A 13851-nucleotide genomic window follows, 5' to 3' on the forward strand; every position below is an offset into this window, starting at 1 on the left:
CCCCCACTCACCGCACCCGGCCACCCGGACCGGCCCGCAGAGGGCGCCTCCCAATCTTACCGGTTCGTCCCGATCCGTGTCAACCTGACCGGTTCGGACTCGCCAGCATCCCCTTTCGGGGCAACCCCTCAAACTTACCACTCTCTCGCAGCGTTCAAACCCGCCGGATCGAGTGGATCAGTTGGTGGAGTGGAAACAGCATAACCCACCTCGACGGCATCCCCGACCACGTCGGGGCTTTCGCCCGCCCTCGGCGACGGCTCCGCGGGCGTGAGCCGTACGGCCCGGAGCGGGCGGCCGGGCCCGGCGGGTGGACGGGTCCCGCCGCTGACTAGGACTTTCGGCCGATCACCAACGCCGGCTTTCCGTCCTTCGGCTGACGCGAAGGGAGGGCAAAGCCTGGCCTAATGGAAATAAGATCAGAACCGGGTCATGGACGGGGGGCACCGATGGGGGCCGCGGGCAGGGCGGGACGACTGGCGGGGAAGCTGGTCGTGCGCTTCATCGTTATCGCGGTGGTGGCGTCGGTGGCCATCTTCGGGCTGCTTTACACGACGACGCCCATTCCCGACGCCCCTCGCGAGCCCGTCAGCCTCTCCTACGGCGGCGACGGCCACGGGGCGCGGCACCACCCGGTCCCGCTGTCGCGGGTTCCGCGCAAGGTGCGCATGGCGTTCATCGCCGCCGAGAACCGCGGTTTCTACGACGACCCCGGCGTCTCGGTCACCGGGCTGGCGCGCGCGGCCTGGTCCACGCTCGTCCGCGACGACGTCCAGGGCGGCTCCACGATCACCCAGCAGATGGTGCGCAACTACTACCCGGGCATCGGCCTGGAGCAGACCGTCGGCCGCAAGCTCAAGGAGATCATCATCGCGCTCAAGGTCACCGAGGCCCAGTCCAAGGACTGGATCCTGGAGACCTACCTCAACTCGATCTACTTCGGCCGCGGCGCGTACGGCATCGAGGCCGCCTCCCAGGCGTACTACAAGCGCCACGTCCAGGACCTGACGACCGCCCAGGCCGCCTTCCTGGCCGCCGTCGTCCAGCGCCCCAACCACTTCGACCGCCCCTACGGCGCGCGGCGCCCCGCCGCCGAGGCCCGCTGGCGCTACGTCGTGGACGGCATGCGCGAGATCGGCGCCCTCACCCCCGCCGAGGCCGCCGCCCTGCGCTACCCCTCGCCGCCCCGCCCCTCGCGCACCCGCTGACCCCGCCCGCCGGAGCCGCCCGCCGGCCCGCCCGCCGAGCCCGGAGCCCCGCCTCCGGTACGGCCGGCGAATGCGCGGCGCGGGCGGCCGGCCCCGGCGTCACGCCCGGATCGGGGTGGTCTGCGCGTAGGAGACGAGCCACCGGCCGTCCTCCTTGACCAGCACGAACGTGGACCGGCCGCGCTGTTCCAGCTCCGCGCCCCGCACCTTCGGGTCGCGCCGGTCCGAGACGTGCTTGACGAAGCCGACCAGGGCCACGTCCGGGCGCGGGAACCGGATGTCCTCCAGCTCGTTCTCGGTGATCACATCGGCCAGCGGGGACGCCAGGGCCTGCCTCATCGCCTCGGCGATCTCGGCCCTGCCCCGCACGACCCGGCCGCCGAAGTTCACGATCACCGCGTCCTCGGTCAGCAGGCCGGTGAACCCGTCCACGTCGCTCTGCAGCCGGGCCGCGTCCCGCACGAGCCGCTCGATCGCCGCGATGTCCTGCTCACGCGTGCTCATGTCCCTCATCCTCCTCGAATCGGAGCGATTCGCTCCGATAAGGTGAAGTTACACCGGAGCGAATCACTCCGCAAGTGGGCGGCGCCGCTCGGAACCCTGCGGCCCGGCGACTTCTCATGAGACTTTCATCAACGCTCAAGAGGGCTCTGACCTGCGGCGCCGATGCTGGGTGCATGATAGCGATCGACGACACCCCGGTCCGGCCGCGTGAGCCGGCGTGGTCACGGTGGGCCCTCTTGGCCGCATGCGCGGCGGCGGGCCTGCTCTACCTCTGGGCGCTGGACTCGATCGGGTACGGCAACTCCTACTACGCGGCGGCGGCCCGCTCCATGAGCCAGGACTGGAGCGCCTTCTTCTTCGGCTCGTTCGACCCCCTCGGGGTGTCCACCGTGGACAAGCCGCCCGCCGCGCTGTGGGTGCAGGCCCTGTCCGCGCGGGTCTTCGGGTTCTCCGGGGCCGCGGTGATCGTGCCGCAGGCCGTGCTGGGCGTGCTGGCGATAGCCGTACTGCACCGCGCGGTGCTGCGCTGGCACGGGCCGGCGGCCGCGTCGATCGCGGCGTGGGTGATGGCGCTGACGCCGATCACGGTGGCGATCAATCGGGACAACAACCCCGACACGCTCATGGTGCTGCTGCTCGTCTGCGCCGCCTACTGCGTCACCCGCGCGGTCGCCGCCGGGTCGGGGTGGTGGCTGACCACCGGGGCCGCGCTGGTCGGGGCCGGCTTCACCGCGAAGATGCTCCAGGCCTGGGTGGTCGCGCCCGCGCTGTTCGCCGCCTACCTCTTCGCGGCCGACGTACGGCTCGCGCGCGGGCTGCGGCATCTGGCGGGCGCGGCGGCCGTGCTCCTCGCGACCTCGTTCGCGTGGGTGGCCGCCGTGGACCTGCTGCCGGGGCGCAAGCCGTACATCGGGGGGAGCCGGGACGGGAGCGCCTGGGACCTGGTGATCGGGTACAACGGGCTGGGCCGCATCCTCGGGAACCGGGACGGGGCGGGCACGGGCGCGGGGAACGCCGGGCCCAGCTTCGGCGGGGAGCCGGGGCTGACGCGGCTGTTCAACGACCAGCTCGCCGGGCAGATCAGTTGGCTGCTGCCGCTCTGCGCGGCGGCGCTCGCCGCGGCGTTCGTCGTGCGGGCGCGGGCGCGGCGGGGCGGCTGGGTGCTGTGGGGCGGGTGGCTGGTCCTGTGCTGGGCCGTCTTCAGCTTCGCGGAAGGGATCTTCCATCCGTACTACACGACGCAGCTCGCCCCGGCCGTCGCCGCCCTCGCGGGCGCTGGAGCGGTGGAGATGTGGCGGCTCTACCGGCGGCCCGGGCGTCTCGCCTGGGCGCTGCTGCCCGCCGCCGTCGCCGGGACCGTCGTGTGGGCCGGCCAGGTCGTCGCGCGGACGCCCGACTGGCGGCCCTGGCTGCGGCCCGCGATCCTCACCGCGGGCGCGCTCGCGGTGCTGCTGCTCGTCGGGGCGCGGCTGCTCGCCCATCCGCGGGCGTTCCGCGCGGCGGTCGCGGGCGGGGTCGTCGCGGGTCTCGCGGTGATCGCGGCGCCGGCCGTCTGGGCGGCGAGCGTCCCGGCGGGCGACGGCGGCGGCATGGGCGGGGTCAACCCCACGGCCGGGCCCTCGGGCTTCGGCGGCCCCGGGGGCGGGCGCGGCGGTCCAGGCCGCCCGCCCGGCGGGTTCCCGGGTGGCCGGGGCGGCGGCGGAGGCTTCCCCGCCGCTCCGCCCGGCACGCCCCCGGGCGGCGGCACCCCGGACGGCGCTGTCCCGGACGGCGCTGTCCCGGACGGCGGCTCTCCCGGCGGTCGTACGGCCGGCGGCGGGGCGGGCGGGCCCGGAGGGTCGCGGGGACGCGGCGGGGGGATGGCCGGGTTCGGGGTGGCCTCGGGCGGGCTCACCTCCGCGCAGAAGGCCGTGATCGAGCACGCGCGGAAGAACCGCGGCGGCGCCGAGATCCTGCTCGCGACCGCGTCGGCGACGGGCGCGGCGCCGTACATCATCGCGACCGGGGAGGACGTGGTGGCGCTGGGCGGGTTCAACGGGACCGACCAGGCGATCACCGTGGACGAGCTGGCGCGGCTGGTGGCGGACGGGCGGCTGCGGTTCGTGGAGCTGAGCGGGTTCCGCGGGGCCGGGGGCGACCGGGACACCCGCCTGACCTGGGTCTCCACGCGCTGCTCGGCGGTGAAGGACGTGGCCGGGCTCTACGATTGCGCCCCCTCCCGCGCGGATAGGACGACCTCGTGAGCGGGGGACGCCTCAGGGAATCCGGCGGCGCGTCGATCCTGGTCGTGGACGACGAGCCCGCCGTACGGCAGGCGCTGGAGAGCAGCCTGCAGTTCGAGGGGTACCGGGTGACCGGGGCGCCGGACGGGCTCGCCGCGCTCGGCGAGCTGGAGCGTGAGGGCTTCGACCTCGTGGTGCTCGACGTGATGATGCCGCGCCTGGACGGGGTCACGGCCTGCCGGCGGCTGCGGGCGCGGGGGGAGACGGTGCCGATCCTGATGCTGACCGCGCGCGACACGGTGGGCGACCGGGTGACCGGGCTCGACGCGGGCGCGGACGACTACCTGGTCAAGCCGTTCGAGCTGGACGAGCTGCTGGCGCGGGTGCGCGCGCTGCTGCGGCGGAGCGCGCTGTCGGCGCGGGCGGCCGAGGGCGCGCTGCGGTTCGAGGACCTGTGCATGGACCCGGCGACGCGCGAGGTGACCCGGGGCGGGCGGCCGCTGGAGCTGACCCGGACGGAGTACCTGCTGCTGGAGCTGTTCCTCGCCCACCCCCGCCAGGTGCTGACGCGCGAGCGGATCCTCCAGGAGGTGTGGGGCTTCGACTTCGAGCCGTCGTCCAACTCGCTCGACGTGTACGTGATGTACCTGCGGCGCAAGACCGAGGCCGGGGGCGAGCCCCGGCTGATCCACACGGTCCGGGGCGTCGGGTACGTCCTGCGGGGCGCGGGGCGGCCGTGAGGCGGGCGCCGCTGCGGGCGCGGCTGACGCTGCTGACCGCGCTGGCGGTGGCGGCGGCGATCGCCGTGTCGGCGGCGGCCTGCTGGTTCCTCGTGCGCGGCCAGCTCAACCACCAGCTCGACGAGTCCCTCACCGGCCGCCGGGCCGGGCCGCCGCCCCCGCACCTGTGCGAGGAGCCGCCGCCGGACGCGCGGCTGCGGCCGTTCCTGTTCGTCCAGCAGGTGGTGTGGGCCGACGGCCGTACCTGCACGGCGCCGGGAGAGCGCGCCGTGAGGGTGACGCCGGCCGACCTGGCGGTGGCGGCGGGGCGGAGCCGGGAGACGCTGCGCGACGGGGTCGCCGCCGACGGCACGGAGATGCGGGTCTTCACGCGGCCGGCCGGGCCCGGGGTCGCGCTGCTCACCGCCCGGTCCCGGACCGAGCTGGAGGACTCGCTGCGGGGGCTGGCGCTGCTGCTCGCCGGGGTCGCGGCGGTCGGCGTGCTCGGCGCGGCGACGGCGGGCCTGCTGATCGCGCGGGCCGCGCTCGCCCCCGTGGACCGGCTCACCGGCGCGGTGGAGCACATCGCCCGCACCGAGGACCTGGACACGCGCATCCCCGCCGAGGGCGACGACGAGATCGCCCGCCTGGGACGCGCCTTCAACACCATGACCGCGGCGCTCGCCGCCTCCCGGGAGCGCCAGCAGCGCCTGATCGCCGACGCCGGGCACGAGCTGCGCACGCCGCTGACCAGCCTGCGCGCCAACGTGGACCTCCTCCTCCGCAGCGACGAGACCGGGCGCCCGCTGCCCGACCGCGACCGCCGCCGGCTGCTCGACGACGTGCGCGCCCAGCTCAGGGAGCTGTCCAGCCTGGTCGTGGACCTGCTGGAGCTGTCCCGCCCCGCGCGCGGGCCCGACCCGGCCGTGCCGTACGAGGTGATCCGCCTGGACGAGGTCGCCGAGCGGGCCGTACGGCGGGTGCGCCCGCGCCGCCAGGACGTCCGCCTCGACGTGGAGCTCGAGCCGTACCGGGTGCGCGGCGACGCGGCGGCGCTGGAGCGGGCCGTGGTCAACCTGCTCGACAACGCGATCAAGTTCAGCCCGCCGGGCGGGACCGTCGCCGTACGGCTGCGCGGCGGCGAGCTGACGGTGCGCGACCGGGGCGGCGGCATCGCCGATGAGGACCTGCCGTACGTCTTCGACCGCTTCTGGCGCTCCCCCGCCGCCCGCGGCCTGCCCGGCTCCGGCCTCGGCCTGGCGATCGTGGCGCGGGCCGTACGGGAGTCCGGCGGCGAGGTGACCCTCGAACCCGCTCCCGGGGGCGGCACGACCGCCCGCCTCACCCTCCCCGGGGCCCCGCCCGGCGAGTGACCGCTCCCCATCCCCCGCGGCGGCGCCCGGCGGCTCGCGTGGCTTCTCATCCAGGATTAACGCGTGCTTCAGAGGGGTCCCAGACGGGGCGCCGAGCTTGGGAGCATGAGTCAACACGCACCCTCACGCGGCCGCCTCGTCGAGGTGGTCGTGCCGGTATACAACGAGGCGCGCGTCCTCGTCTCCAGCGTCACGCGGCTGCACGACTACCTGAGCGGCACGTTCCCGTACTCCTTCCGCGTGACCATCGCCGACAACGCCAGCACCGACGGCACGTGGGAGCTGGCGCGCGGCCTGGCGGAGCGGCTGCCGCACGTGCGGGCCGTACGGCTGGAGCGGAAGGGGCGGGGCCGGGCGCTGCGTCACGTGTGGCGCGACAGCGACGCGGACGTGGTCGCCTACATGGACGTGGACCTGTCCACGGGGCTGGAGGCGTTCCTGCCGCTGGTCGCGCCGCTGCTGTCGGGCCACAGCGACGTCGCGATCGGGACGCGGCTGTCGCGGGGCGCGTCGGTGGTGCGCGGGCCGAAGCGGGAGCTGATCTCGCGCGCCTACAACCTGCTGCTGCGGCTCGCCCTCGGGGCGGGCTTCTCCGACGCGCAGTGCGGGTTCAAGGCCGTGCGCGCCGAGGTGGCGCAGGCGCTGCTGCCCGCGGTGCGGGACGAGGAGTGGTTCTTCGACACCGAGCTGCTGCTGCTCGCCGAACACCACGGGCTGCGCATCCACGAGGTGCCGGTGGACTGGGTGGACGACCCCGACAGCCGGGTGGACATCCTGCGCACCGCCCTGGCGGATCTGCGCGGCGTCGCCCGGGTCGGCCGCACGCTGCTGCGCGACCCCGCGGTGCCGAGGTTCGCGCTCGTCGGGGCGCTCAGCACGGTCGCGCACCTCGGGCTGTTCCTGCTGCTGGGTCTGGTCCTGCCCGCGGTCGCGGCGAACGCGCTGGCGCTGCTGGTCACCGCGGTCGGCAACACCGCCGCGAACCGGCGGTTCACGTTCGGGGTGCGCGGGGCGGCCGGCGCCGTACGGCACCAGCTCGAAGGCGGGGTGGCGTTCCTGATCGGGCTGGGGGTGAGCAGCGGGAGCCTGGCCCTGCTGCACGCGGTCGCGCCGGGGCCCGGGCGGGCGGTGGAGCTCGCCGTGGTGGTCGCCGCGAACGCGCTGGCCACGCTGGTGCGGTTCCTGCTCCTGCGCGGGTGGGTGTTCCACGCGGGGCGGCCGGCGCGAGCCGTACGGCCGGAGGCGGGGCGCGCGGACGGGCCTGTTCGGGTGCTGAATACCGACATACGCTGAAATCATGCTCGGCTCTCCGGGGCGGACCGGGAGAGGCGTACCGGCCGCCGTCACGCTCGCCGGCCTGCTGCTGGCGGCGAGCGCGGGACTGCCCTGGGTGCGGCTGCTGGGCACGCCGATCGCCGCCTACGAGCACGCCGAAGGGCGGGTCGTCCTGGCGTGCGGGCTGGTCGCCGCGGCGCTGGGGGCGGTCGCCGTGGCCGGGAGCCCCCGGCTGGCGGCGCTCGCCGCGGCGCCGGGGCTCGTGGCCGCCGGGGCGATCGTGTACGTCATGCTGACCCTGGCGAGCTTCCAGGAGCGGATCGACCGGGCGACGGAGGGCGCGCCCGAGGTCGGCGAGCTGGCCGAGGAGCTGGGGCCGCGGCTCACCGTGTGGGCGTTCCTCGCCCTCGCCGCCGCCGTCGCCGTGACCGCCCTCGCGCTCTCGGCCGCCGCGCGCCGCGCCCGGGCCTGATCCGGCGGCGCCGCCCCGGCCGGGCCTGACGTACCGGTACGGCGGCCGCCGCCTGCCGCGACACGCTGTCGCCGGGCGGGGGCGAGGGCCTAACGTGGTCGTGTGACGTACCCAGTGACCGGGCGCGGCGGGCGCGGGCTCGCCGTCGCCTTCACCGTGGCGGGTCTGGTTCTCGCGGTCTCACCGCTGCTCCCCTGGTACGTGATCTTCAACCGCAGACAGGTGGGCATCGACACCTGGGACGGCAAGACGGTGCTGGCCGTCGGCCTCGTCTCGATCGCGATCGGGCTGATCGCGGCGGCCGGGGTGCCCCGGGTGCTGGCGTTCGCGGCGGTGCCCGGCGTGTTCGCGCTGTTCGTCGTCTGGTTCGGGGCGCGCGACGTGATGAACGCCGAGAGCCGGCTCGGGCAGCTCGGCCAGCTCGGCGACCTGCCCCTGGTGGGGGACCTGTTCGAGATCTCCCTCGACTACGGCGCCTACGTCGCGGGGGCCGCGGCCGTCGCCGTCGCCGTCCTCGGCGCCGTGGGCTGGATCACCCAGCGCCCCCAGCCCGCGGCCCCGTACGGCCCGGGCGCCTACCCTCCCCCGGGCCCGCCGTACCAGCCGGGCGCGCCGTACCAGCCTGGCCCGCACCAGAGCGGCCCCCACGGCGCCCACGGCCCGGGCGCCCATGGCGCCCACGGCACCTGGCCAGGCGAAGGCTCCGCCCGGCGCGACACCGAACCCTGGCCCTGATCCCGGCCCCGGACGCCGCGCCGCGGCGAATCCGGGGAACGAATCCCGGGAAAAGGGAGGAGCTCTCCGCCAGGGGAGGACGGGATCAGTCGTAGAAGCCCAGGCGGCGGAGTTGCTTGGGGTCTCGCTGCCAGTCCTTGGCCACCTTGATGCGGAGGTCGAGGAAGACGCGGGTGCCCAGGAGCGCCTCGATCTGCTTGCGGGCGTTGGTGCCGACCTCCTTGAGGCGGGCGCCCTTGTTGCCGATGACGATGGCCTTCTGGCTGGGACGCTCGACGTACATGATCGCGTAGATGTCGAGGATGTCCTTGCCCTCGCGCGGGTTCATCTCCTCGACGACCACCGCGATCGAGTGCGGCAGCTCCTCGCGGACGCCCTCCAGGACGGCCTCGCGGATCAGCTCCGCCACCATGACCTGCTCGGGCTCGTCGGTGAGCTCTCCCCCGGCGTACAGGGCGGGCCCCTCGGGCAGGCGCTCGACCAGGACGTCGGTGAGGGTGTCGAGGTTCTCCCCGTCGGCGGCGGAGACGGGCACGATGTCGGCCCACTCCCCGAGCCGCGAGACCTCCAGCAACTGCTCGGCGACGCGGTCGCGCGGGGCCAGGTCGGTCTTGGTGACGACGGCCACCACGGGGGTCTTGCGCAGGCCGGCGAGCTTCTCGGCGATGAAGCGGTCGCCGCGGCCGATCGGGTCGCCGGCCGGCACGCAGAAGCCGATCACGTCCACCTCGGTGAGGGTGGAGAGCACGAGGCTGTCCAGGCGCTCGCCGAGCAGCGTGCGGGGGCGGTGCAGGCCGGGGGTGTCCACGATGACGAGCTGCGCGTCGGGGCGGTGCACGACGCCGCGGATCACGCGGCGGGTGGTCTGCGGCTTGGACGAGGTGATGGCCACCTTCGACCCGACGAGGGCGTTCATCAGGGTTGACTTGCCGACGTTGGGACGGCCGACGAAGCAGGCGAACCCGGCGCGATGGCCGTCTGTCAGCGAATTCACAACACCAATTGTCGCCTACGCGCCCCGGTGGACTGGTCACTAGACCGTCCCAAGAGCACGGCAAGTGCCGTTCCTACGCTGATCGGCATGGCTGACATCCAGACTCCCCCCGTCGCCCGGCGCCGCTCCGGAGATCCCGAGCCCGACCTGACCGGCTTCGTCGTGATCCACCGGGCGATGATCGCCGACGCGCGGCGGCTGGCCGGCGCCCTGGCCGCGATGGCCGAGGGCGCTCCCCCGCCGCCGGAGCGGATCGCGGCGGTGCGGGCGTACGCGCGGCCGTACCTCACCGAGATCCACCACCACCACGAGAACGAGGACGAGGTGCTGTGGCCGGTGATCGAGGCCGCGGCGGGACAGGCGATCGACCTGGCCCCGCTCACCGACGACCACCGGGCGCTCGCGCCGGTGCTGGCCCGCGCGGAGCGGGCGCTCGCCGGCCTCGGCCCCGGCGGGCGGGAGGCGCTGCGCGAGCTGGCCGACGCGCTGGCGGACCTGCGGGACCTGCTGGAGGAGCACATCGCCGACGAGGAGCGGCAGGTCTTCCCTGTCGTACGGAGGTTCGTGCCGCGCGAGTCGTTCGAATGGTGCGAAAGACGGTTCCAGGAGAAGGCGGGCCTCGGGCACATCCGCTTCCTGCTGCCGTGGATCGCCCGGCACACCGCCCCGGCGGAGATGGATCACCTTCTCCGCCGGGGCGGCCTGCCGTTCCGGGTGCTGCTCGCGCTCTTCCGCGGCCGTCACGCCGCGCTCGAACGCCGCGTGTTCGGCTGACCGCCCTCGCCGAGCGCCGCCAGCGCGGCGTCCCGCCACAGGGCCGAGCCCGCCCGCTCGGCCACGGCCAGCGCGTCCCGGTGGTGCTCGCGGGCCGTCTCCGGCTCGCCCCGGTAGAGCGCGAGGTCGCCGAGCACCTGGTCGGTCGGGAGGTACTGCACGGCCCCGGTCATGGCCCCCACCGGCACCCCCTTGAACGGCAGCAGCGTCTGGTACGCCTCCTCCACCCGGGCCCGGTCCCCGAGCTCCACGCCGAGCAGCCCGCGGACCGCCGCCATCAGGTGCCAGAAGTAGCCCCTCCGCAGCGGCCTGCGCGCCGCCGCGACCTGCCGCGCCTCGGCGAGACGGCCCGACCTGGCCAGCGCCAGCGCGTACGGCTCGGCGACGAACTCCCGCCACCTCGGGTCGCTGTGGAGCCTCTCCAGCGAGTCGGCCAGCTCGTGGAGCCTGTCCTGCGCCAGGCGGTGGCAGAACACGGCCACGCCCAGCATGGCCACCTCCCCGCCCCACGCGCCGACCTGCCCCATCCGCGCGCACGCGTCGCCGTACACGGCCTCGGCGCGGGCGAAGTCACCGGTCACGCCGATCCGCAGGCCGTCGTAGTAGCCGATCAGCGCCAGCGGCAGCGGCAGGTCGTACCGCTCGGCCAGTTCCCGCGCCGCCGAGGCGTGCCCGTCCGCCCTGTCGTACTCGACCCGGCCGCAGTGGACCTGCATGAGGATCAGGTGGGCGAGCATCTCGACGGTGACGAGCCCGTGGCGGGCGGCCAGCTTGAGCAGCATGCGGCCGATCTCCAGCCGCTCGTCCAGCCCGCCGTACCGGAACGCCTGGACGTAACGGCCGTTGAGCGCCATCGCCAGCAGCTCGGGGTCGCCGTGGTCCCACGCGAGCGCCACGGCCTCGATCGACGCCTCGTACCCCCGCTCGGCCGGATCGCCCTCCAGCTCGAACGCGAGCGTGGTGAGCAGCCGGCAGCGCAGCTCGGTCTCCTCGGCGGGCAGCTCGCGCAGGGTCTGCTCGATGATCTCGATCAGCTCCTGCGCCCCCGCCCCGTGCGACCGGCTGATCCACAGCGTGGGCACGTCGAAGGAGGCGATGACGCGCGCGGTCAGGCAGGGGTCGGCCAGCGGCCGGGCCAGCAGGATCGCGTGGTCGCGGTGGGCGCGCGCCTGCGCGAGGTCGCCGGTCAGGGCGAACGCGCGCACGAGCCGCATGACCAGTTCCAGCCGCTCGCGCGGGTCGCTCAGCCGCGCCCGGTCGAAGCAGTCCAGGGCCTGCTCCCACAGCGTGACGGCCTTGCGGTGGGCGAACCCGCGCTCGGCCCGCTCGGCCGCCATCCGGGCGTACGGCACCGCCCGCGCGGCGGTCTCCGGCGTCGCCGCCTGGGCGAAGTGGTACGCCAGGGAGGCGGTCTCGTGCGGCGTCTTGCGCTCGATCGCCTCGGCCACCCTCGCGTGCAGCCGGGACCGGCGCAGGCGGGAGATGTCCTCGTAGAGCGTGTCGCGGATCAGGCCGTGGGTGAACCGCACCCGGCCCGCCTCCGGCTCCAGCATCAGACCGGTGACCAGCCCCGACTCGATGGCGTCGATCACCGTGTCCTCGTCGCCCGCGCCGGACTCGATCAGCACGTCCACGTCCGACTCCCAGCCGACCACGGCCGCGTGGCGCAGCACGGTCTGGGCGGAGGCGGGCAGGCGGGCCACGCGGCGGCGGATCACGTCGCGCACGCCGCACGGCACCTCGGAGGTGGCGACGAGCACGCCCTCGGAGTCGAGCAGCCGCGCGGTCTCCCGCACGAAGAACGGGTTGCCGCCGGTGCGAGCGACGATCACGCGGACGGTCTCGTCGGTGACCTCGCGGGTGCAGACGGCGCGGACCAGCGCGGCCACCCCGTCGGCGGCCAGCCCGGGCAGGTCCAGGCGGTGCGGGTCGTGCCGGGCCAGCGCGGCCAGGCCGGCCCGCAGCGTCTCCTGCTCCTCCGAGGGCCGGTACGTCCCGACCACGAGCACCCGCGCCGGGGCCAGGTCGGCCGGCAGGTCCCCGAGCAGGGCCAGGGTCTCCTCGTCGGCGCGGTGCAGGTCGTCCAGGACCAGCAGCAGCGGGGCGCGCCCGGCCACGGCGGCGAGGTAGCGCCCGACCGCGCGGTGCAGCCGGAACCGCGCGGCGGCGACGTCCCCGCCCTGCGCCTCGCCCGCCTCGTCGAGCAGCGGGTTCAGCGCCGCGCGGTCCTCCGGGGCGAACCGGCCGGTCAGGTCGCTCAGCAGCTCGGCCCAGGGCCAGGCCGCCGGGGCGCCCGCCGCCTCGGGGCACCGGCCCCAGGCGACGGTCCACCCGCGCCCGGCCAGTCCGGCGCCCAGGGTGCGGGCCAGCGCGGTCTTGCCGGCGCCGGGCTCGCCCTGCACGAGCGCGATCGTGAACCGGCCCGCCGCCGCCTGGTCGGCGATGGCCGAAAGGCGCGCCAGCTCGCCCTCGCGCCCCACGAACGGCTCGGCGGCCGGCTCGGCGATGGGCTCCAGGACCGGGCCCGCGGGCCCCGCGGCCGGCTCTGGCCCGGGCTGAGCGGGATCGGCCGCGATCGTGGCGGGCGGGGCCTGGCGCGGCTCGTCCAGGTGCGCGGCCTGGGCCAGGATGTCGGTCTCCAGGCGCTGCAACGCCGGGCCCGGGTCCACGCCCAGCTCGTCCACCAGCGCCGTGCGGGCCCGCCGCAGCGCCCCGAGCGCGTCGCCCTGCCGCCCGCAGCGGTACAGCGCCAGCGCCAGCAGCCGCCAGGCCTCCTCGCGCAGCGGCTGCTCGGCGACCAGCCGCTCCAGCTCGGGCACCACCTGCACCGCCAGCCCCAGCCGCAGCCCCGCGGCGGCGGACCGTTCCACCGCCACCATGCGCAGTTCCTCGACCCGCACGGCCTCGCCGGCCGCCCACGCCAGGTCCGCGAACTCCTGGTACGCCGGGCCGCCCCACAGCGCCAGCGCCTCGGCGAGCACCGCGGCCGCCGTACGGGCGTCGCCCTCGTCGAGCAGCGCGCCGCCGCGCCGGATCAGCGACTCGAACACCCACACGTCCACCGCGTCGGCGTCCAGCCGTACGGCGTAGCCGGGCGGGGCGGTGACCAGGACGCGGGCCGGCGTGCGCGGGGCCCGGTCCGGCTCGATCGCCCGCCGGAGGTTGGAGACGTACGCCTGGAGGGCCGCCAGCGCCCGCGGCGGCACCTCCTCGGCGTAGAGGTCGTCGATGAGGCGGTCCACCGAGACCACCTGCCCGCGCGCGGCCACGAGCCGCGCGAGAACGGACCGCTGCCGCGGCCCGCCCAGATCGATGTGACGCCCCCCGCTTTCGGCCGTGAACGGTCCGAGTACCCGAAATCGCAAATCCATCCCCGCCTGCCCGACGCGCGTCGCCCATCCCCCGGGCGTTTTCAGATCGGGAGAAGGTTCACATCAGGGTCTTGGAGATGGCTTGGATGTGACTTGGAACGGGCCTGGAGGCGTCCTTGGAGTGTGCCCCGACCTGTTCCAAGCCGGGTTCCAGGCCGGTCCCACGCCGGGTCCCGGGCGGCGTCACCGGCCGGTTCCCGGCGC

General features: G+C 75.3%; 11 protein-coding genes. 8 read left to right on the plus strand and 3 right to left on the minus strand.

Going from position 1 to position 13851, the window contains the following annotated elements; all coding sequences use genetic code 11:
* Positions 1–494: 494 nt before the first annotated feature.
* Complete coding sequence (locus D5H75_RS26050; protein WP_242454519.1) at positions 495–1208, plus strand: biosynthetic peptidoglycan transglycosylase; 714 nt, start codon at positions 495–497, stop codon at positions 1206–1208.
* A 99-nt stretch (positions 1209–1307) separates the two neighbouring features.
* On the opposite strand, the gene D5H75_RS26055 is transcribed toward D5H75_RS26050, so the two are convergent.
* Positions 1308–1712, minus strand: a complete 405-nt coding sequence (locus D5H75_RS26055; protein WP_119929183.1) for an SgcJ/EcaC family oxidoreductase — start codon at positions 1710–1712, stop codon at positions 1308–1310.
* Positions 1713–1885: 173 nt separating this feature from the next.
* Between D5H75_RS26055 and D5H75_RS26060 the strand changes: the two genes are divergently transcribed.
* From D5H75_RS26060 to D5H75_RS26085, 6 genes are all read left to right on the plus strand, one after another.
* The gene (locus tag D5H75_RS26060; RefSeq protein WP_202638524.1) at positions 1886–3955 is read left to right on the plus strand and encodes an ArnT family glycosyltransferase; all 2070 of its coding nucleotides are present in this window, start codon (positions 1886–1888) and stop codon (positions 3953–3955) included.
* On the plus strand, positions 3952–4674 hold the full coding sequence (locus D5H75_RS26065) for a response regulator transcription factor (RefSeq protein ID WP_277949973.1): 723 nt from the start codon (positions 3952–3954) through the stop codon (positions 4672–4674). The genes D5H75_RS26060 and D5H75_RS26065 overlap by 4 nt, the downstream gene beginning before the upstream one ends.
* The gene (locus tag D5H75_RS26070) at positions 4671–6026 is read left to right on the plus strand and encodes a HAMP domain-containing sensor histidine kinase (RefSeq protein ID WP_119929185.1); all 1356 of its coding nucleotides are present in this window, start codon (positions 4671–4673) and stop codon (positions 6024–6026) included. Before D5H75_RS26065 ends, D5H75_RS26070 begins: the two co-directional genes overlap by 4 nt.
* Positions 6027–6131: 105 nt before the next feature.
* Positions 6132–7319, plus strand: coding sequence for a glycosyltransferase (locus tag D5H75_RS26075; protein WP_119929186.1), 1188 nt, complete (start codon positions 6132–6134; stop codon positions 7317–7319).
* Between the two features lie 4 nt (positions 7320–7323).
* Positions 7324–7773, plus strand: coding sequence for a hypothetical protein (locus D5H75_RS26080; protein ID WP_119929187.1), 450 nt, complete (start codon positions 7324–7326; stop codon positions 7771–7773).
* 102 nt (positions 7774–7875) lie between these two features.
* Positions 7876–8508 (plus strand): hypothetical protein, encoded by a 633-nt coding sequence (locus tag D5H75_RS26085; RefSeq protein ID WP_147425280.1) that lies wholly within the window; start codon positions 7876–7878, stop codon positions 8506–8508.
* Positions 8509–8593: 85 nt separating this feature from the next.
* On the opposite strand, the gene era is transcribed toward D5H75_RS26085, so the two are convergent.
* Positions 8594–9502, minus strand: a complete 909-nt coding sequence (gene era / locus D5H75_RS26090) for a GTPase Era (protein WP_242454520.1) — start codon at positions 9500–9502, stop codon at positions 8594–8596.
* Positions 9503–9589: 87 nt separating this feature from the next.
* Between era and D5H75_RS26095 the strand changes: the two genes are divergently transcribed.
* Positions 9590–10276 carry a hemerythrin domain-containing protein gene (locus tag D5H75_RS26095; RefSeq protein WP_202638525.1) on the plus strand — a complete coding sequence of 229 codons (687 nt, stop codon included), beginning with the start codon at positions 9590–9592 and terminating at the stop codon, positions 10274–10276.
* Here D5H75_RS26095 and D5H75_RS26100 read toward each other — a convergent pair.
* The gene (locus tag D5H75_RS26100) at positions 10243–13647 is read right to left on the minus strand and encodes an ATP-binding protein (RefSeq protein WP_119929191.1); all 3405 of its coding nucleotides are present in this window, start codon (positions 13645–13647) and stop codon (positions 10243–10245) included. The genes D5H75_RS26095 and D5H75_RS26100 overlap by 34 nt on opposite strands.
* Positions 13648–13851 lie beyond the last annotated feature (204 nt).

The sequence above is a fragment of the Bailinhaonella thermotolerans genome (assembly GCF_003594875.1).
Lineage (GTDB): Bacteria > Actinomycetota > Actinomycetes > Streptosporangiales > Streptosporangiaceae > Bailinhaonella > Bailinhaonella thermotolerans.